The organism is Mesorhizobium sp. LMG 17147 (assembly GCF_024297145.1).
Taxonomy (GTDB): domain Bacteria; phylum Pseudomonadota; class Alphaproteobacteria; order Rhizobiales; family Rhizobiaceae; genus Mesorhizobium.
Genome location: NZ_JANCTC010000002.1, coordinates 647,243 through 664,712 on the forward strand (window position 1 = coordinate 647,243; position 17,470 = coordinate 664,712).

General features: G+C 62.5%; 19 protein-coding genes. 7 read left to right on the forward strand and 12 right to left on the reverse strand.

The window, feature by feature from the left end; genetic code table 11:
• Window positions 1-133: 133 nt before the first annotated feature.
• The 6 genes from NMG46_RS07015 to NMG46_RS07040 form a co-directional block, all read right to left on the reverse strand.
• Window positions 134-2,239, reverse strand: a complete 2,106-nt coding sequence (locus NMG46_RS07015; protein ID WP_254816964.1) for an AAA family ATPase — start codon at window positions 2,237-2,239, stop codon at window positions 134-136.
• Between the two features lie 243 nt (window positions 2,240-2,482).
• Complete coding sequence (locus NMG46_RS07020) at window positions 2,483-2,782, reverse strand: hypothetical protein (protein WP_254816965.1); 300 nt, start codon at window positions 2,780-2,782, stop codon at window positions 2,483-2,485.
• A gap of 86 nt (window positions 2,783-2,868) precedes the next feature.
• Window positions 2,869-3,135, reverse strand: coding sequence for an AlpA family transcriptional regulator (locus NMG46_RS07025; protein WP_254816966.1), 267 nt, complete (start codon window positions 3,133-3,135; stop codon window positions 2,869-2,871).
• Window positions 3,136-3,190: 55 nt separating this feature from the next.
• Window positions 3,191-3,676, reverse strand: a complete 486-nt coding sequence (locus tag NMG46_RS07030; RefSeq protein ID WP_254816967.1) for a hypothetical protein — start codon at window positions 3,674-3,676, stop codon at window positions 3,191-3,193.
• 329 nt (window positions 3,677-4,005) lie between these two features.
• Window positions 4,006-5,490 carry a site-specific integrase gene (locus tag NMG46_RS07035; RefSeq protein WP_254816968.1) on the reverse strand — a complete coding sequence of 495 codons (1,485 nt, stop codon included), beginning with the start codon at window positions 5,488-5,490 and terminating at the stop codon, window positions 4,006-4,008.
• Window positions 5,491-5,805: 315 nt separating this feature from the next.
• On the reverse strand, window positions 5,806-6,444 hold the full coding sequence (locus NMG46_RS07040; protein ID WP_254816969.1) for a 2-dehydro-3-deoxy-phosphogluconate aldolase: 639 nt from the start codon (window positions 6,442-6,444) through the stop codon (window positions 5,806-5,808).
• A 163-nt stretch (window positions 6,445-6,607) separates the two neighbouring features.
• Between NMG46_RS07040 and NMG46_RS07045 the strand changes: the two genes are divergently transcribed.
• Window positions 6,608-7,531, forward strand: coding sequence for a rhodanese-related sulfurtransferase (locus NMG46_RS07045; protein ID WP_254816970.1), 924 nt, complete (start codon window positions 6,608-6,610; stop codon window positions 7,529-7,531).
• A gap of 233 nt (window positions 7,532-7,764) precedes the next feature.
• Here NMG46_RS07045 and NMG46_RS07050 read toward each other — a convergent pair whose 3' ends face one another.
• Entirely contained in the window at window positions 7,765-7,911 is a 147-nt protein-coding gene (locus NMG46_RS07050) for a hypothetical protein (protein WP_254816971.1), read from the reverse strand.
• Window positions 7,912-8,188: 277 nt separating this feature from the next.
• Between NMG46_RS07050 and NMG46_RS07055 the strand changes: the two genes are divergently transcribed.
• Both NMG46_RS07055 and NMG46_RS07060 read left to right on the forward strand, forming a co-directional pair.
• On the forward strand, window positions 8,189-8,935 hold the full coding sequence (locus tag NMG46_RS07055) for a tellurite resistance TerB family protein (protein ID WP_254816972.1): 747 nt from the start codon (window positions 8,189-8,191) through the stop codon (window positions 8,933-8,935).
• Window positions 8,936-9,156: 221 nt separating this feature from the next.
• Window positions 9,157-9,912, forward strand: coding sequence for an SDR family oxidoreductase (locus NMG46_RS07060; protein ID WP_254816973.1), 756 nt, complete (start codon window positions 9,157-9,159; stop codon window positions 9,910-9,912).
• Between the two features lie 23 nt (window positions 9,913-9,935).
• Here NMG46_RS07060 and NMG46_RS07065 read toward each other — a convergent pair whose 3' ends face one another.
• Both NMG46_RS07065 and NMG46_RS07070 read right to left on the reverse strand, forming a co-directional pair.
• Window positions 9,936-10,316 carry a YciI family protein gene (locus NMG46_RS07065; RefSeq protein WP_254816974.1) on the reverse strand — a complete coding sequence of 127 codons (381 nt, stop codon included), beginning with the start codon at window positions 10,314-10,316 and terminating at the stop codon, window positions 9,936-9,938.
• A gap of 22 nt (window positions 10,317-10,338) precedes the next feature.
• Complete coding sequence (locus NMG46_RS07070) at window positions 10,339-11,523, reverse strand: pyridoxal phosphate-dependent aminotransferase (RefSeq protein WP_254816975.1); 1,185 nt, start codon at window positions 11,521-11,523, stop codon at window positions 10,339-10,341.
• An 82-nt stretch (window positions 11,524-11,605) separates the two neighbouring features.
• On the opposite strand from NMG46_RS07070, the gene NMG46_RS07075 reads away from it, so the two are divergent.
• The 4 genes from NMG46_RS07075 (at window position 11,606) to denD (ending at window position 14,638) form a co-directional block, all read left to right on the forward strand.
• A complete protein-coding gene (locus NMG46_RS07075) occupies window positions 11,606-12,292 on the forward strand; it encodes a GNAT family N-acetyltransferase (protein ID WP_254816976.1) in 687 nt (228 codons plus the stop codon).
• Between the two features lie 114 nt (window positions 12,293-12,406).
• A complete protein-coding gene (locus NMG46_RS07080; RefSeq protein ID WP_254816977.1) occupies window positions 12,407-13,390 on the forward strand; it encodes a cation diffusion facilitator family transporter in 984 nt (327 codons plus the stop codon).
• A gap of 62 nt (window positions 13,391-13,452) precedes the next feature.
• Complete coding sequence (locus NMG46_RS07085) at window positions 13,453-13,659, forward strand: hypothetical protein (RefSeq protein WP_254816978.1); 207 nt, start codon at window positions 13,453-13,455, stop codon at window positions 13,657-13,659.
• Between the two features lies 1 nt (window position 13,660).
• Window positions 13,661-14,638, forward strand: a complete 978-nt coding sequence (gene denD, locus NMG46_RS07090) for a D-erythronate dehydrogenase (RefSeq protein ID WP_254816979.1) — start codon at window positions 13,661-13,663, stop codon at window positions 14,636-14,638.
• A gap of 25 nt (window positions 14,639-14,663) precedes the next feature.
• Here denD and NMG46_RS07095 read toward each other — a convergent pair whose 3' ends face one another.
• The 3 genes from NMG46_RS07095 to NMG46_RS07105 form a co-directional block, all read right to left on the reverse strand.
• The gene (locus NMG46_RS07095) at window positions 14,664-15,818 is read right to left on the reverse strand and encodes a nickel/cobalt transporter (protein ID WP_254817075.1); all 1,155 of its coding nucleotides are present in this window, start codon (window positions 15,816-15,818) and stop codon (window positions 14,664-14,666) included.
• Entirely contained in the window at window positions 15,815-16,483 is a 669-nt protein-coding gene (locus NMG46_RS07100; RefSeq protein ID WP_254816980.1) for a DUF1007 family protein, read from the reverse strand. Before NMG46_RS07100 ends, NMG46_RS07095 begins: the two co-directional genes overlap by 4 nt.
• An 86-nt stretch (window positions 16,484-16,569) precedes the next feature.
• Complete coding sequence (locus NMG46_RS07105; protein WP_254816981.1) at window positions 16,570-17,469, reverse strand: LysR family transcriptional regulator; 900 nt, start codon at window positions 17,467-17,469, stop codon at window positions 16,570-16,572.
• Between the last annotated feature and the right edge of the window lies 1 nt (window position 17,470).

A 17,470-nucleotide genomic window follows, 5' to 3' on the forward strand; every position in this document is an offset into this window, starting at 1 on the left:
TACGGTTGGAGAGGCAGCTTAATAAGGTTTACGAGGTATATAAGGTAAATATCTTAGGTATAACCTTATAAAGTTGCCTCAACGGTTTACGCCGTAGCTAGTCTAAGCTAACCACCCCATACCCCGGCACCCTCTAAAACAGGTCCTCCTGCATCGGCGCGTCCTCCCGCCGCCACCATGACCTCCGCGCGCCGTGCTTTTCCTGCTCTATTACTAAACGATTGCCGAGTGCCTTTCGCGCATTCGCGAGCGTCGGTAGCGTGATCTTGGCCTCCTTCGCCGCTACTTCTATTTCCTTCCGGAGCTTCGGCCCGTCCGCAAGAATATCCAGCAGGAACTTCTCAGCCCTCTCCCTCTCGTCCGGCTTCGGCCCCGGCCTCGCTTCCCCGACTTCGTCGCGGTAACCGACCACCTGGTCGGCTGTCCGGCGGACCTTCCCCAGCCACTCGATGCGCGACACTTCGATCTCGTCATTCTCACCGAGACACACAATCTCCTTCCTAAAGGCCCAAGTGTACTCCGGCCCACCCGGTCCGATGTTTGTCTTGCTGATTGCGAAGAACACCCGACCAGTCTCTTCGTTCCTTATCTTCCCGTCCTCGTCCTCGACTTCGTTGTGCTCTACGTCGGCGACCCATGCCACGCGCGCGGCATCGATGTAAGCCTTGCTGCCGGAGAATGAGTCGGCGGCGGCGCGGCCTCTTCCCTTGGGCGGGTGCCCGATGCACAGGACCGCCACGTTGTGCTTCTCGGCCATCTTCTGCAGCGGCCTGATGAGACTGCGCACCACCGAAGTCATGTGGGTGTTGGTCTTCCCGGCATATGCGGTCACTGGATCGACGATCACCAACGCGTAGTCATCGTGCTGCGCCAGCTGCCAATCCACTACGTCCGTGTCATGGTCGAAGTCGATATCCTTCTCGTTCCCGTCCTCGTCCTCCTTGCCGTCGAGAATGTCCACGCGGCTCGGGTCCCCGCCCATTGCGACAAGGCGCGGCTTGATCGTGGTGGCCTTGCCGTCCTCGGCAGACAGGAGCAGCACCCGGCCCATCTGCTCCTGCGGGATCGGAGTGCCGTCGGGCCACACGCCCACCTTGGTCAGCCGTGCGGCGAGGTCTAGCGTCACCTGCGACTTGCCTTGTCCGCCGGGCCCCGAGAACATCGTTACCACCCCGCGAGCCAGATAGGGCTTCCAGCACCAGTCGATCTTTCTCGCGATCACATCGGCAAGGTTCGTAACGAGGGCTATCTTTTTCTGCTTTCTCTCGCCACGCGTCGCCGGTTCGCCCATCTTCTGGCCGGCCTTGAACTGACGCTGCCACACGTCATTGAACTCGGCCTCGGCCCCGCGATCATTCCCCTTGCGGACCATCCACGCGCGTAGCATTTCGGCTCGCGCTTCCTCCTCCGGCAAGCCGGTATCCCGGCACCATTTGCCCATGTCGAATGCTGCCGGCGATAGCTGGTTGTTGGCGTCGAGGGGAGCGGCACCACACACCAATCCTGCCCGCCATTCGAGTTGTCGTCGCGCCTCGTCCTGCGTCGGTCCGTCTTCCGTTCGGGCCGGGGCACGCAGCAGTTCGGCCAACTTAGCCTGATTGACCCTCGACGCCTCGGCGATATTCAGAAAGGTCCCCAGCATCATACCCTTGCCCCCGGCAGTCACGCCGTAGCGCGTCGGCCCTTCCTCGCTCCAACACCCAAAGTACGGCATTGTCAGCCAGTTTCCCTGACCTCCCGTCGTGGGCGGATAGACCTCCTTCACGTCGCGATAACCGATCTTCTCAGCCAGCACTCGCAGCGCCTTGCCGACTTGCATGGAGGGAGTCCAGTCCGTCAGGAAGAGGTATACGTGCGCTCCGCCGCTTTTGGAGCGGCAGACGACGAGCGGCATCCCGGCAACCTTGACCCTTCTGGCGGCGATCTCGGCAACGAGCGCGCCGGGGCCATACTGGTCGATGTCGATCATTCCCCAGAGGCACATACCATCGTCGCGTCTCGGATAAATGCCGACCGGATACGTGCCCTGCAGGTGCCTGTCCCATAGGTCGGGCGTCGGCGGCCTATCTCGCGTCTCGGCTATGTCCTTGAGCTCGATCTTGCCGTTCTTCTCAGGGTTCGGCTTGGCCTTCGTGTGGTCGTACCAGCCGTGACAATCCTTCATCCCGGCGTATAGCGCGCGCAGCCGATCTCGTTCCACCTGAAGCACGCGGCCCATGTCCGCTTCCATGTTGTTCATAACAATCCTCACTGAGGGCTGAGCGAGGTCGTCGGCTCGCGGTTTGAAATTAAACAATCACTCTCTCTCTCTCTCTCTCTCTCTCTCTCTCTCCGCAGCAAGGTTTAGGCGGGCCAGAACTACTTATTCTACTTTTAATCTATACTGGCCATGCATGGCAATTTCCCAAGATTGCTGTGTCTCTCGGCGTGAACTTCCTCGCTGCGAGGGGCCGCCCATGTTTACTCCATGGCGGCCTCGTTTTTACCATCGCAAAGTCTCAGACAGGGGCAGGGCCGCATTGATCTGCTCGGCCCAAAGGTCGGCCTTCATCTCGCCGAAGACAACGCGCAGTTCTTCGGCACAGCGGACACGAAATTTTCTGTATTCCAGAACCTCACGCACAGGCAGGCAAATGCTTCCATGATCGGCAAGCGTGACTTTCCATGTGATGCCCGGCTCATAGCACCAATCCAGCAAGACGGTGATCTTCTCGATCACAGGCAGCTGGATGGAGGACGGGGCTTTACTGTCGTCTCGCGGCAGGGTAAAGTTTACGGACATTGGTTGCTCCTTCTGGTTAAACTGATGGAACCTGATAAGACCTGCTCCTTCCGACGGCGAAATCTTTGGGGGCGGGTCTTTTCATTTTATTTCATGGCGCTGGTCGCGCGGATCGACCGCTCTTTCATTATCTCCCGCATCTTCATGGCCTCCTCGCCGGTGGAGTCCTCGCGTTCTCGAATCCAGTCGCGCAGCGCCTCGGCGCTTATCCGCACGGCCGCGCCGAACCGCATCTCGCGAGGGCCGAGCCCCTGTGCCCGAAGTTTGTAGTAGGTTGGCGTTGTGATGCCGACCGTCTGGCATACTTCGGGGATTCTGTACCCGCCGAGTAGCTCATCGATTTTCTTGTGCATCTGTACTCTCCCTTATCTCATCTATACTGTCGCATTGATAGAGTAACTATAACGCTTAACCCGGTTTGAGTAAAGTACAGCTAGTTACACTAAGTAGCACGTTGAGTACGGGAGATGACAAGTTTCTCTGTTCTGCGACTGTTATGGTCTTTCCAGATTTGAGAAGTGCAGACACATCCTCGACCAACATAAAGCGATTATAGACAATCGAAGGGGTAAGTATCGCGCCACGATGCTGACAATAGTAGTCGCCAAATTCTGGAAAGACGCGATACAGCTCCCTATAAAGGTGATCGGCAGTGACACCGTGCGCCTGAAAGTTGCGCACACTTTCCAAATCTCCGGCCGCCATCGCATCGCCGATCAGACCAATGAGCACAAGCGCGACCCGTCCTGGGCCGTGATGCTTCCATGTGAAGACCGTGCGGCCCTTGGTCGACTTCCGAGGGCCGTAGTTGAGATTCGGCTTGAAGCCGTCGGCGCGAGCAGCACCCGCATCCGGCGTATCTTGGTAAATTTGGGGAATAGTCTTGTTTGTCATGACGAGCCTCCTTGGTGGTGGGCGCTCGTCACAGACCTGAAAGAAAAAGGCCGGGCGAGCGCGGGTTAACTTCCGCTGATCGCTCCCGGGCCACTGGCTCGTGCGGGATTCTCGGCCACGTGCTTTTCAGGCACAACGGTCGATGACCGTCTGAAGTGGCTTACCGTCTCCTAGAGTGAATCGAGATTAGCATCGCCAACCCCGCGCTGCAAGCTACCTCCTGTCGCCTCTTGTTCGCACACGGGGCCGGGTGCCGCTAGTACCCGCCGCCGCCCGGCGACCGACCCTGTGGGACTGCTAGGCGGCGCTACGGGCCGGTTGGCGCCCGCTTAAGCCCCGCCTTTAACTTGCGGCGGCATGTATTCCTCGTCGCGCTCGAGAGGCACGACGTCCTCCAGGCTGACGGCAAAGCGCTCGCTACCGGCTGGCTTGATGGGCACAACCTTGGAGTCGGCCTTAATAGCCGGGACAAGAGGCACGATTGCCTGCCGTGCCATTTCCTCTAGTCCGCTTACAATAAACCGGCTGTAGTGCTGCTCGATCATCACGATGCTGGTGTCATGCAGCGCCGCCACCAGACGGATCGGCAAATTCTGCCGGATGCCCCGCACGATGCTGGAGTGTCGAAAGGCATACTGGATAATATCGGGCATTCCGGCGCGCTTGCGAATCTCCTGCCATGGCAACTCGCTCGAAGCCTGCCATGGCCCACGCCGAACGCGCTCCCACCGAATGCTGCCGGGGATTTGCTTCTGGTGCCAGCGCTCCAGCAGTGCGGCGTCGCCGGGGCGACCTTTTACCACCGGCCTCAGTGCGTCCAGCACGTCTTCTCCCACCGGAACCGGGATTGAGCCGAACTTGCCGCCTCGACCCTTGCGGCTAACCGGCACCATCAGCCGCCCGGCAGCCATCTGGCAATCGGCTACCTTGAGTCGCGCCAATTGACTGAAACGCGCTCCGGTTGCCGCCAGTACAAGCACCATCCGGAATACATCACCTTCCCAGCCCTGTTCGGCATCGACTTCGCGTGCGATCTGGATCAGATGACCGATGGCTCGGTCCGAAAGTATTTGGCTCTCACGCGCGACCGGGTCGGAGGTATCGTCGTCGTCATCATGCTTGGGCGTCTTCAGGCCCTGCTTGACGACTGCCGCGAAGGACGCCGGCAGCGCCACGCGGTTGTCCTCATAGGCGGCATTAAGCGCCGCTTTAAGATCGTTGACCAACCGAAGCACCGTGGTTGTCTTTAAGGTTGCCGGTAGGGCTGAGCGCCAAGCCCGTAGGTGTTTCTCCTCCAGGGCAGAAAGTGCAATCCCGGCCAGCGGCGCAGGCGGAATCGCCTTACCCTTGCCCCGTGCCGGTTGCCCCAGGAGGTAGCGCCGCAGCCTGCGGCTTGCATCCGAATTGACAGCACGCCCCCGGCGCTTCGAGTCACGCGCATTGCGATCGGCACGATAGGGCTCAACAGCCTGCGCTACGGTGAGCGTCAAATGCACCCGCTTCGGCTTGTTCGCTTCATCCCGCCAACCATGGGCAGCGGCCTGTGCCTGTGCGAAGCTGAACACGTCGACGCCGTTTGCGTCCTGACGGTCGTCCGCGGTACCGATCCGCTCGAACTTGTAGCCGCTGGTACATTCATCCGACTTGCCGACATAACGCCGCGCGGTCCATGCGCCGGGGGTGCCCGCCTTCTGCTGCTTGTAGAGTAGAGCCAGCTTCCCCGGCACCAGCGTACGGCAGTGTAGCGCGCCCACCTTGAGGCGGTCGCGCGCAGCCCGCGTTTCCAGCTTTGCGTCTCGAACTGTCCTTGCCACTCATATCTCCTAGCTCGGCCCAGCGCCTGCCGCGCTTAATATAAATATAATATGCCGGGGCGTGCTAGCGCTAGCCCTTATTACCGGACGGCTAAGGCCAGCCGAGCTATGCGTGGAAAATTATCTAGGGTGTTCAATAGTTTACGAGGGCACGTGGCGGCTAATGCGGGCTAGCCGGGGGGCTGACGGGTGGTTAGTCAAATAGCAGACAAACCAGCCCTTTGAAGGCGTGAATCGTGGTTCGAGTCCATGAGCGGGAACCAGCCGGGGAACCAGATCGGCCAAAAATCGGCGGCGACTTTGATGCAGAAGATGCTAGCGCCCGAGCTTGCTTGCCGCGCGTGCCAAGGCTTCGATCTCGTCCCATTTGCCGGCCTTGACCAGATCGTCCGGCGCCACCCAGGAACCGCCGACGCAGATGACGTTGGGCAGGCTGAGATAGTCGGCGGCGTTCTTGCCGGTGATACCGCCGGTCGGGCAGAATTTCACGTCGGCAAGCGGCGAGGCGAAAGCCTTGAGCGAGGCAATGCCGCCCGACTGTTCGGCCGGGAAGAATTTCAGAAAGCGCAGGCCGGCTTCGCGCGCGGCCATGACCTCTCCCGGCGTGATGGCGCCGGGCAGCAACGGCACGTCGCTGTCCTTGGCTGCCGCGAGAAGCTCGCGGGTGATGCCGGGGCTGACGATGAACTTCGAACCGGCGGCCGCCGCCTCGCCGAACTGCCGGGCGTCCAGGATGGTGCCGGCGCCGACGACGGCGTCTTCGACCTCGCCCGCCACCCGGCGGATCGCCTCCAGCGCGTCGGCGGTGCGCAGCGTAATCTCGATCGCCGGCAGGCCGCCGCGGGCCAGCGCCCGGGCCAGCGGCACCGCGTCGGCAAGATTGGCGATCTTCAGCACCGGTATGACCGGCTGGCCGTTGAGGAGCGACAGGAGCTTTTCGGTCGTGCTGGGCATTCGTCTTCATCTCCTCTGTTGATCAAGTCGACCGGTTAGCAGAAGGCGATTTTTCTGTCCACGAAACGCGGCGTGTCGCGATGTCACGCGTGGTGTTCGAAACCTCCGCGGTCAGACCACTCCAGGCTCTGCCTTGATCCGGCTGTCGTGAGCGTTTAGTGGCTTGGTGATGACACTGCCCAGCCAAGCCTTCCGCGTTGCCGCGCTTTACCGCTTCGCCCGGCTCGACACCTTCGAGGCGCTGCGCGCGCCGCTCGCCGCCTTCTGCTGCGCACGCGGCATCAAAGGCACGCTGCTGTTGGCGCGTGAGGGCATCAACGGCACGGTCGCCGGCAGTGAAACGGCAATCGCCGCGCTCATCGATCATCTCGAATCCATCGACGGTCTCGCCGGCCTCGAGATCAAATTCAGCAGCGCCGCAACGATGCCGTTCCACCGCATGAAGGTGCGTTTGAAGCGCGAGATCGTCACCATGGGCGTGGGCAATATCGATCCGGCAGGTGCAGGCACCTATGTCGCGCCGGCCGACTGGAATGCACTGATCTCGGATACGGGTACCATCGTCATCGACACGCGCAACGCCTACGAGGTGTCGCTCGGCACCTTCAAGGGCGCTGTCGATCCCGCCACCAACAGCTTCCGCGAATTCCCGGCCTGGGTCGAGCAGCATCGGCACGAGCTCGACGGGCGCAAGATCGCCATGTTCTGCACCGGCGGCATACGCTGCGAGAAGGCGACGGCCTATGTGAAGTCGCTAGGCTTCGAGGATGTGTTCCACCTCAAGGGCGGTATTCTGAAATATCTCGAGGACGTGCCCGCCGAGCAGAGCCTCTGGCAAGGCGAATGCTTCGTCTTCGACGAGCGCGTTTCGGTATCGCACGGGCTGGTCGAAGGCGAGGCCGAACTCTGCCGCTCCTGTCGGCATCCGCTAGCCGCAGAAGACCGGCTGTCGCCGAGATATGCTACCGGCGTTTCATGCCCGCATTGCTTCGATGCCCGCTCGGACGAAGATCGCGCCCGTTACGCCGAGCGCCAGCGCCAGGTCGAGTTGGCGCAAGCACGCGGCGACCGCCACATCGGAAGTTAGCTCACGTGAAGCAACTTCACGGCAAGCAACAGAGAAACGATCGATGACCCACAGCCATGTCCCGTCGTTCTGCCGGCGCGCGACCTCGGTGGTGATCGTGCCGTCGGGAAGCCGGGTCGAGGTGAGCGCCAGGTCGCCATTAATGACAGCCGGACGCTGATCTCCGGATTGAAATTTTCGGCCGGTTGCGGTGATCTCCGCGAACAGCGCCCGGATGGCTTCGCGGCCGAACGTCAGCTGTCCGCCACCGCTGTCGATGACTGCATGCGGCTCAAAAAGCGCGCCATGCCGTCAATGTCTCCGATCCATTGCCGTGAAATCAGCAGGCGCTCCAGTTCCTGGGGGTCGCGTGCCGGCTGGCGGTCTGTCTCATCGGTCATGCCAGGCTCCTTCCAAGCGACGTGCCGCGACACTACCCGAAGTCGAGGGCGGTTTCGACACATCCCATGTCCCCAGCGCCGGGTGTTTTTTTGGGCGCGGCAGGAGGCTGCAGCACTTTGAGTTCCGCGTGAAATCCCAGCAGATGTCGGTGCGGGGTCATGCGTGGCAGCGGGTAAAAGGATGCACCCGTCATTGTAATGTCAAACTGCGGGACCTAGGTCTTCGACGTCCAAACCTGCCCGCGCACCTTCGGCCGGGCCAATTCTGGAGGCATAGATGTTCGATCCCAAGAAGCTCCTCGATGATCTGCTCGGCTCGCAAATTCCTGGCACCGGATCGACCGTCCGCGACAAGGCCGGGCAGGCGGTGCAGATGGCCAAGGACAATCCGCTTGCAGCCGGTGCGCTGGCCGCGGTGCTGCTCGGAACCGGCCCAGGCCGTCAGGTCACCGGTGCGGCGGTGAAGCTTGGTGGGTTGGCTGCGATCGGCGGCCTCGCCTACAAGGCCTACCAGAACTACAAGAACGGCAACGCGCCGGCCGAGACGCAAGCTGCAGGCGAACCGGAATTGCTGCCGCCGCCGGCCGATACCGCCTTCCATCCGTCGCAAGCGCCGCAGGGCGAAGACGAATTCACGCTGACGCTGGTCAGGGCGATGATCTCGGCGGCGAAGGCCGACGGCCACGTCGATGACGAAGAGCGGCAGAAGATCGCCGGCAAGCTCAGCCTCGCCGGCGTCGGCGCCGAAGCGGAGAAATTCCTGATGTCGGAACTGGAGGCGCCGCTCGATCTGGATGTGCTGATCGCAGGGGCCAAGACCGATGCGCAAAAGCTGGAACTCTACACCGCCTCGCGTCTTGCCATCGATCCGGACACGCGGGCCGAACGCGGTTATCTCGACCTGCTTGCCGGCCGTCTCGGCCTGCCGGATGCGCTGGTCGACCATGTCGAGGCGACGGTGACGGCGGCGAAGGTGCCGGCAGCGGGCAGCACAACCAAGCCGGTCGCAGGCTCGCGCTGGTAGCTCGAAGAGGAAGCCTTGGAACTCGGCGCCGTTGGCGTTAGCTTCTCGTTAACCGAGGAAGCGCATGATTTCAGGCAGTCGGATCGGCTTTCCTCCTCCCAGGCCCGGTTCGGATCAGGGGCGGTCGCCAACGGCCGCCCTTTTTGTGAGCACAGGCTTTGGGCCGCCTTGCCATGGTTCCCGTCATTTGCGATGCCTCATCCCTTTCAGGGAGTACAGCCATGACCGACTATAAAACCGCCATCGTCACCGGCGCCGGCACGGGCATCGGCAAGAGCGTCGCCACAGCGCTGCTCAAGGCCGGCTGGAATACGGTCTTCTGCGGTCGTCGCAAGCCAGTGCTGGAGGATGCGATCGCCGCGGCCGGGCCGACGCAGGCCAAGGCATTGGCCTTCGCCTGCGACATCAGAAAGGCCGATCAGGTCGACGATCTGTTCGAGACGGTGGCTGCGGCTTTCGGGCGCGTCGACCTGCTCTTCAACAATGCCGGCACGAGCTACAAATCGACATTGATCGACGACATCCCGGTCGAAGTGTGGAACGACATCGTCGGGGTCAATCTCACCGGCTCGTTCCTGTGTGCTCGCGCCGCGTTCGGCGCCATGCGTAGGCAGCAGCCGATGGGCGGCCGCATCATCAACAACGGCTCGGTATCGGCCTATGCGCCACGGCCGGGCTCGGTGCCCTATACGGCGACCAAGCACGCCATCACCGGGCTGACCAAGACGCTGGCGCTGGATGGCAGGCCCTTCGACATTGCTTGCGGCCAGATCGACATCGGCAACGCGCTGACCGACATGGCGCAAGCGATGACGGTCGGCGTGCCGCAAGCCAACGGCACCATTGCCGCCGAAGCGGTGATGGATGTCGAGCGCGTCGCCGATGCGGTCCTTCATATGGCCAGCCTGCCGCTCGACGCCAACGTGCTGTTCATGACCGTGATGGCGACGAAGATGCCATTTGTCGGGCGAGGCTAAATTAGTCTCGACCCGGTCCTAAATCAGGGCCGGGTGACCGGAAGCGGCACGCCGGGTAAATATAGCGAAATCGGGCGGATTTCGTAGACGGCGGTCGGATTGACGCGGCGAAGGTCGCGCGCAATGTCGATAGCGGCGTCACGGTTGGCGCAGTCGACGACATAGAGTCCCAGCAATTGTTCCTTGGTCTCGGCGAAGGGGCCGTCGATAACCATTCCGGTGCCTGGCCCGCGCAAGGTGCAGGCGTCTTGTGTCGCGCCGAGCCGGGCCGCAGGCCCAAGGGTGCCTTGACGGTAGAGCCGATCGTTGATCTGGAGAAGATCGGTCATCAGCGCCGCATCCTGCTCAGGCGTCAGCGCCGTGATCGCTTCTTCCTCGTGATAGGCAAGAATGGCATAGAACATCTGGCGTCTCCTTTCGTCGTCCTCACTTCGCCAGGAACGCCTCGATCCGCTCCAGCGCGCGCAGGATGTTCTCTTCGGAATTCGCGTAGGACAGCCTGACATAGCCTTCGCCGAGAATGCCGAAATCGGGGCCGCCGATCAGCGCCACGCCGGCATCCTCGAGCAGCGCCGAGGCGAGCTTCTTGGCCTTCCAGCCGGTCTTGGAAACATTAGGGAAGGCATAGAAGGCGCCTTTCGGCGTGATGCATGAAACGCCCGGCAAGGCATTCAACCCCTCAACCACGACCTTCCTGCGGCGGTCGAAGGCGCGCATCATCTTGTCGACGTCGTCCTGCGGGCCGTCAATGGCGGCTATGCCGGCATACTGGCTCGGCGCGTTGACGCAGGACCAGCAATTGACCGCCAGCTTGCGCACCTTGTCATAGAGATGCGCGCCCTTGTCGCCGTTCGGCCAGATCGACCAGCCCATGCGCCAGCCGGTCATCGCCCAGGTCTTCGACCAGCCGTTGAGGACGATCAGCCGATTACGGATTTCGGGGAAGGTGAGCAGCGAGCAGTGCGTCTCGCCGTCATAGGTCATCACGTCGTAGATCTCGTCGGAGAGGATGGCGACGTCCGGGTGTGCTTCCAGGCCCCTGACCAGCTTCTCGATCTCGGCTCGGGGGGTGACGCCGCCGGTCGGGTTGGCGGGCGAGTTGAGGATCAGCAGCCTGGTCTTCGGGGTGATCAGCGCCAGTGTCTCCGCAGCCGAAAAGGCAAAGCCGTTCTCCTCGCGCATCGGCACCGGGATGGGGGCAGCGCCAGTGAACTCGATCATCGAGCGGTAGATCGGAAAGCCGGGATCAGGATAGAGAATTTCGGCGCCCGGCTCGCCGAACATCAGGATCGCCGCGAACATTGTCGGCTTGCCGCCGGGCAGTATCATCACCGCTTCCGGCGAGACTTCGACGCCGGTGGTGGCCAGTGTGCGGCGTACCACCGCTTCGCGCGTCGCCAGCAGGCCGTTGGCCGGCGTATAGCCGTGATGGCCGTCGCGCAGCGCCTTGATCGCCGCCTCGACGATATGCTGCGGCGTCTTGAAGTCGGGCTGGCCGATGCCGAGATTGACGATGTCGCGGCCTTGATGGGCAAGTGCCGTGGCGCGCGCCAGCACCGCGAACGCATTTTCCTCGCCGAGGCGGTCGAAGGCCGAAATCGTGTGGAGCATTTTTCCCGTCCGTGTGGTTCTTTCAGCGAGCGTGCGTTTTTGTGAGCGTCCGCCCGAAAAAGTCAACGGATCGGAGCTTCGCGTGTCGGAAAATCTCAAGAATTGGCAACCGCGCCCGCGGCCGGAACGCAAGGTGCTGGAGGGACGAACTGTCAGGCTTGAACCGCTCAACGCTGAAAAGCACGGCGACGGCTTGTTTGAAGCATCTTCGGTGCCCGACATAGATGGCCGCTTCGCCTGGCTGCCCGACTACCCGCCGCAGACCCGCGCCGCCTTCCAGCCATGGCTGGACAAGGCCGAAGCCAGCGAGGACCCGCTGTTCTTCACAGTCATCGACAAGGCCAGCGGCAAGGTTGCCGGGCGCCAGACGCTGATGCGCATCGACGCCGCCTACGGCGTCATCGAGATCGGCAACATCTATTGGGGCCCGTTGATCTCGCGAAAGCCGGCGGCGACGGAAGCGCAGTTCCTGTTCATGAAGTATGTCTTCGACGAGCTTGGCTATCGCCGCTATGAATGGAAATGCAACAATCGCAACGAGCCGTCGAAGCGCGCGGCGGAACGTTTCGGCTTCAAGTTCGAGGGCATTTTCCGCCAGCATCTTGTGGTAAAGGGCGAAAACCGCGATACCGCGTGGTACTCGATCATCGACAAGGAGTGGCCGGCATTGCGCAGAGCCTATGAGGCATGGCTCGATCCGGCCAATTTCGAGGGCGACGGCCGGCAGAAGCGACGGCTCGAGGATTTTCGCGCTGAGTTCGGCGCCTGACCATGATCCCGAAAAGTAGACGCCGGTTTTCGGATAAGATCATGGTCAAACATGAAGACAGAGCCTCCGTCCCGAGTCTGCCGGGATGGATCAGGCTCTAGCAGGAGCTCATAGATGGCGCATACCCACGACCATGCTGCGCAGGGCCACGATCACAGCCATGGCGCAGGTCATGTGCACGGCTCGACCGACAAGAAGCGCGTGCTGATCGCTGCTTGCCTGACCGCCGGCTTCATGGTTGCGGAGACGCTGGGCGCCATCTTCACCGGCTCATTGGCGCTGCTGGCGGATGCCGGCCATATGCTTGCCGATTGCGTCGCGCTCGGCCTGGCCTGGTATGCCTTTCATCTTGCGAGCCGGCCGGCTACCGTGCGCCTCACCTACGGCTTCGGCCGGGTCAAGACGCTGGTCGCCTACACCAACGGCATCGCCATCTTCGCCATTGCGCTGTGGATCGTCTACGAGGCTTGGGGCCGCTTGCTAGCGCCGGCTCCGGTGCTCGGCGGGCCGATGCTGGTCGTCGCGATCGCCGGCCTGCTGGTCAATCTCGGCTCGTTCTACGTGCTGCATGGCGGTGACCGCGGCAGCCTGAATATGCGCGGCGCCATCCTGCACGTGCTCGGCGACCTGCTTGGCTCGGCGGCGGCGATCGTCGCGGCGCTGGTGATCCTGGCGACGGGCTGGACACCTATCGATCCGATCCTGTCGGTCCTGGTCTCGCTGCTGATCCTGTCCACGGCCTGGTCGCTGATGCGCCAGGCTGCCCACGTCCTGCTCGAAGGCGTGCCTGCAAGCCTCGACCGCGACCTGATCGCGAGGGACATCGAAGGTTCGATCAAGGGCGTGCGCGAGGTGCATCACATGCATGTCTGGTCGCTCGACGGCTCCAGCAACATGGCGACGTTGCATGCCTGCCTCAATGACGGCGTCGACGCGCATATGGCGGTAAGCGCGATCAAGAAGCGGCTTGCGGCGGAACATGGCATAGCCCATGCCACGGTCGAACCGGAATTCGGTCAATGTGCAGACAGACATGAGCATGATGACGAGCACGAGCATGCGCATGACACGGCACCGCACCGCGGCCATTATCACTGACTTCGGGAGTTCCGGGCATTGGCAACGATCGACATGAACTCTCGCCGCCCTGGCGCCGCGTGATGGACCGCGACACTCGCAATGCGGCGATCGGCGCCGCCTGGGTTTTGCTGCTGTTCGGCATCGCAGCCTATAATCTTCCAACAGTGATGCTGGCGGTCGGCAAGATCTCGACGGTTCTTGCCGGCGTCGTCGCGGCGATCTTCATGGTGGCAATCTTCGTCGTGTTCTGGCTGCGTAGCCGCAGCCAGCGCAAAAAGGGAAAGTGACATGCGCATTCTGATTACAGGCGCGGCAGGCATGGTCGGCCGCAAACTCATCGCCAGGTTGGCCAAGGACGGGGCGCTCGGCGGCCGCAAGATCGCCGCGCTCGATCTTCACGATATCGTGCCGCCGCAAGCGCCGGTGCTCGAAGGTGTCGGCATTACCCCCCACACCGGCGACCTTGCCGCACCGGGAGCGACCGCAAATCTGGTCGCGCTGCGCCCCGACGTGATCTTTCATCTCGCCGGCGTGGTGTCGGGCGAGGCGGAGGCCAATTTCGATCTCGGCTACCGCGTCAATCTCGACGGCACAAGGGCGCTGTTCGACGCCATAAGGCTGGCGGGGTTTGCGCCGCGCGTCGTCTTCACCTCGTCGATCGCCGTGTTCGGCGCACCGTTTCCCGACGTCATTCCGGACGAGTTCCACCCGACGCCGCTGACCTCCTACGGCACGCAGAAGCTGATCGGCGAGGCGCTGCTTGCCGACTATACGCGGCGCGGTTTCTTCGACGGCATCGGCATCAGGCTGCCGACCATCTGCGTCAGGCCGGGAAAGCCGAACAAGGCGGCCTCGGGGTTCTTCTCCGGCATCATCCGCGAGCCGCTGAGCGGCCATGAAGCGATCCTGCCGGTGCCGCGCTCCGTCGTCCACACACACGCCAGCCCGCGTTCGGCGGTGAATTTCCTGATCCATGCGGCTCAGATCGACGGCGCCCCCGTCGGACCGCGCCGCAACCTGACGATGCCGGGCGTCGCCGTCAGCGTCGGCGAGCAGATCGAAGCGCTGGAACGTGTCGCCGGCGCCAAGGCGGTGAAACTGATCCGCGAGGAGCCCGACGAGACGATCTGGGGTATCGTCAAGGGCTGGCCGACCCGCTTCGAGGCGCGGCGCTCGAAGGAGCTTGGCTTTGCCGCCGAAACGAGCTTCGACGAGATCATACGCGTCCATATCGAGGACGAGTTGGGGGGCAATATCCGTAGTTAAAGCGCCCCGATCGGACGCAACGAGGTCAGGCGCCAGTCAGGCTGGCCGAGAGCAGCAGCAGTCCGAACAGGAAGACGAAGGCGGCGCCGCCGATCTCGACGAAGGAATGGATGCGGTTGCCCATGCGGCCGTCGCCGGCAAAATACACCGCCCAGTTCTTCGCGGTCACCGCAAGCGTCGCCAGAGCCGAGACGGTGATTGCGGTGCCGAGGGCCATGGCCAGCACCGACAGGATGCCGCCGAACCATAGCCCGTTCAGCAAGGCGAAGCTCAGCACGATCAGCGCGCCGGAGCAGGGGCGGATGCCGACGGCAGCGACAGCCGACCAGGCCGTGCGCCAATCGAAGCGATCGCCGGAAAGCAGCGCCGGGTCGGGCGCATGCGAGTGGCCGCAGGTCTCGCAGACCTCGCCCGCCGCATGGCTGTGGTGATCGTGCGCAGCATGGGCGTGGTGGTGAGCGCCGTGGTCATGATGGTCATGCGCATGGTCGTGATCGTCATGCGCATGAAGCGCGTGGGAATGTGCCGCATGGGCATGCGCGGAATGTGAATGGCCGGCATGTGAATGGCCGGCCTGGGCAGCCGAGAGGCTGTAGCCGGGGCTTGCGCCGAACAGGCGAAGGATGGCCGGGCCGGCCTTGCGCCAAAGCAGCCAGGCGCCGAACAGGGTGACGAAGACATAGCTCATGATTTCGAGGAACCATGCGGCGTCGGTCATCGATATCGCGGTGCCGCGCAACACGAAATAGGCGAGCAGCATCACCACGATCGCGGTCAGCGCCTGCAGCAGGGCCGAGACGAAGGACAGCATGATGCCGCGCTTGAGCGCCACCTCATTGGCCACCATGTAGGACGAGATCACCGCCTTGCCGTGACCGGGGCCGGCGGCGTGGAAAATGCCATAGGCAAAGGACAGGCCGATGAGCAGCCACAGCCTGCTGCCATCCTGGCGCATCGCCTTCATCGCGCCGGCAAGCGCATGATAGAATTCCTGCTGGCGCAGATTGATCCACATCAGGATGTGGGCGAACGGGCCGGTGGCGGTTGGAGCCATGCCGTCATTGGTGCCGATGCCCAGCGAACTCTGGGCGTGGGCGGAGCCGAGAAAGTGCGTCATCACAAAGGCGGCGGCCAGAAGACCGAATGCCAAACGCAGGGACGGTTTCGCCACTGGATCTATCCTTCCGGCTGACAGGTCAGTTCAAGCTTGGTGGCAAAGATCTTGCTCATGTCGGTGCCTGTCGGATCGTTGAAGAAGGCCTCGGTCAGGGTCTTCTGGTTCTCGGCGATCGCCTCGTCCGGGTTGGGGCGGACAACCTTGCTGGTGCAGGCCGGCGGCAAGCCATCGACCTGCAGATTGGCATCCTCGGTGAAATCGATCGCGGTGTAGAAGGTCGGATCGTAGACGCCGATATCTATCTTGCCGCTAAGTTTGATCGGCACCTTCGGTTCGGATTCAAACAGGATGATCAGCTGGTCATTATCGAAATTGGCCATCAGATGCGGCGGCGGGGTCATTGCCACGTCCTTGCCGTCGACGGTGACGAGCTGGAAGTAGTTGAATTCGGCAAGTGAGGCGTGGACGGTGTCGGCAACATCCTTCAGCTCCTTGTCGTCGAGCTTCAGGTCGGAATTCTTGTCGAACTCCATCATCACCGTGCTCGAAAACAAATCGTCGAACCGCCAGACATGGCGCAATGCCTTCACAGTTTGGTGATCCGGGCCCAGGACCACTTCGAGGCGGGCTTCGGCGAAGACGTGGGGGTGCACCTCAGCCGGTCCGACGGCGGCAAACGTCGCGGTCAAGGCCGAAGCCAGCATGATGGCTTGCTGTTTCAGGTGCATTCTCGGTCGCGATTCAATCGGCTTCGGTGAATTGCCGACAGTTACCAGAAAGCGGGCGAAAATGGGACCGCAAGGCGGCTGAAAGCTCATGCATTGTCCAGCGCCTTGAACCACTGCACCAGGAAGTCGACGAAAACGCGAACTTTCGCAGGCAGATAGCGCCGGTGCGGATAGACGGCGAAAATGCCGCCGCCAGGCAGGATGCGGTCATCCAGCGCAGTCACCAGCTTGCCGTTTTCGATGTCGGGCGCGGCGATGAAATCCGGCAGGATGGAAAACCCCAAGCCCGCCACGGCCGCCGCCCTTGCCGTCATCGGGCTGTTGACCTCCATCGGGCCGGAGACCGAAACGCTCACCGTATCGCCGCTGTCGCCCTTGAAAGGCCAGTTGGTCAGCCAGCGGCCATTGGTGTCGATAATGCAGGGCACACGGGCCAGATCCTGCGGCCTGACCGGCATGCCGTGCTTGGCGATCAGCTCGGGAGACGCGCAAAGCCGCACCGAAAACGGCGCCAGGCGCCTGGCGATCAACGAGGAATTTTCCAGCCGCGAAATGCGCACCGCCAGATCGAAGCCCTCCTCGACCAGATCGACGAAACGGTCGTCGAGTTGAACGTCGAGTATGATATCGGGATGCTGCTTGGCGAAGTCGATCAGCGACTGGCCGATCGGCGCGTCGGCGAAAGTGCGCGGCGCCGACAGCTTGATCCTGCCGCGCACGTCGCCAGAGGATTCGCGCACCGCATCGGCAAGGCTGTCGACCTCGCGCACGATCTCCGAGGCGCGCCGGTAATAGGTGTGGCCCGCCTCGGTCAGGGAGAACTGCCTGGTGGTCCGATTGAGCAGCAGCGCGCCGAGCTCGTCCTCCAGCTCGCGCACATATTTTGACAGCAGCGCCTTGGAGCGGCCGATCTTGCGTGCCGCCGCCGAAAAGCCTTCGGCCTCGACCACGTCGATGAAGGCGCGCATGCGGGTCAGCGTATCCATG

Bases quoted from the DNA above. Each gene is read 5' to 3' on its own strand.
- NMG46_RS07105 (WP_254816981.1), bottom strand. From the start codon at position 17,469: ATGGATACGCTGACCCGCATGCGCGCCTTCATCGACGTGGTCGAGGCC.
- NMG46_RS07030 (WP_254816967.1), bottom strand. From the start codon at position 3,676: ATGACAAACAAGACTATTCCCCAAATTTACCAAGATACGCCGGATGCG.
- NMG46_RS07085 (WP_254816978.1), top strand. From the start codon at position 13,453: ATGGACCGCGACACTCGCAATGCGGCGATCGGCGCCGCCTGGGTTTTG.
- NMG46_RS07065 (WP_254816974.1), bottom strand. From the start codon at position 10,316: ATGTTCTATGCCATTCTTGCCTATCACGAGGAAGAAGCGATCACGGCG.
- NMG46_RS07070 (WP_254816975.1), bottom strand. From the start codon at position 11,523: ATGCTCCACACGATTTCGGCCTTCGACCGCCTCGGCGAGGAAAATGCG.
- NMG46_RS07040 (WP_254816969.1), bottom strand. From the start codon at position 6,444: ATGCCCAGCACGACCGAAAAGCTCCTGTCGCTCCTCAACGGCCAGCCG.
- denD (WP_254816979.1), top strand. From the start codon at position 13,661: ATGCGCATTCTGATTACAGGCGCGGCAGGCATGGTCGGCCGCAAACTC.
- NMG46_RS07055 (WP_254816972.1), top strand. From the start codon at position 8,189: ATGTTCGATCCCAAGAAGCTCCTCGATGATCTGCTCGGCTCGCAAATT.
- NMG46_RS07015 (WP_254816964.1), bottom strand. From the start codon at position 2,239: ATGAACAACATGGAAGCGGACATGGGCCGCGTGCTTCAGGTGGAACGA.
- NMG46_RS07100 (WP_254816980.1), bottom strand. From the start codon at position 16,483: ATGCACCTGAAACAGCAAGCCATCATGCTGGCTTCGGCCTTGACCGCG.
- NMG46_RS07060 (WP_254816973.1), top strand. From the start codon at position 9,157: ATGACCGACTATAAAACCGCCATCGTCACCGGCGCCGGCACGGGCATC.
- NMG46_RS07080 (WP_254816977.1), top strand. From the start codon at position 12,407: ATGGCGCATACCCACGACCATGCTGCGCAGGGCCACGATCACAGCCAT.
- NMG46_RS07025 (WP_254816966.1), bottom strand. From the start codon at position 3,135: ATGCACAAGAAAATCGATGAGCTACTCGGCGGGTACAGAATCCCCGAA.
- NMG46_RS07020 (WP_254816965.1), bottom strand. From the start codon at position 2,782: ATGTCCGTAAACTTTACCCTGCCGCGAGACGACAGTAAAGCCCCGTCC.
- NMG46_RS07050 (WP_254816971.1), bottom strand. From the start codon at position 7,911: ATGACCGATGAGACAGACCGCCAGCCGGCACGCGACCCCCAGGAACTG.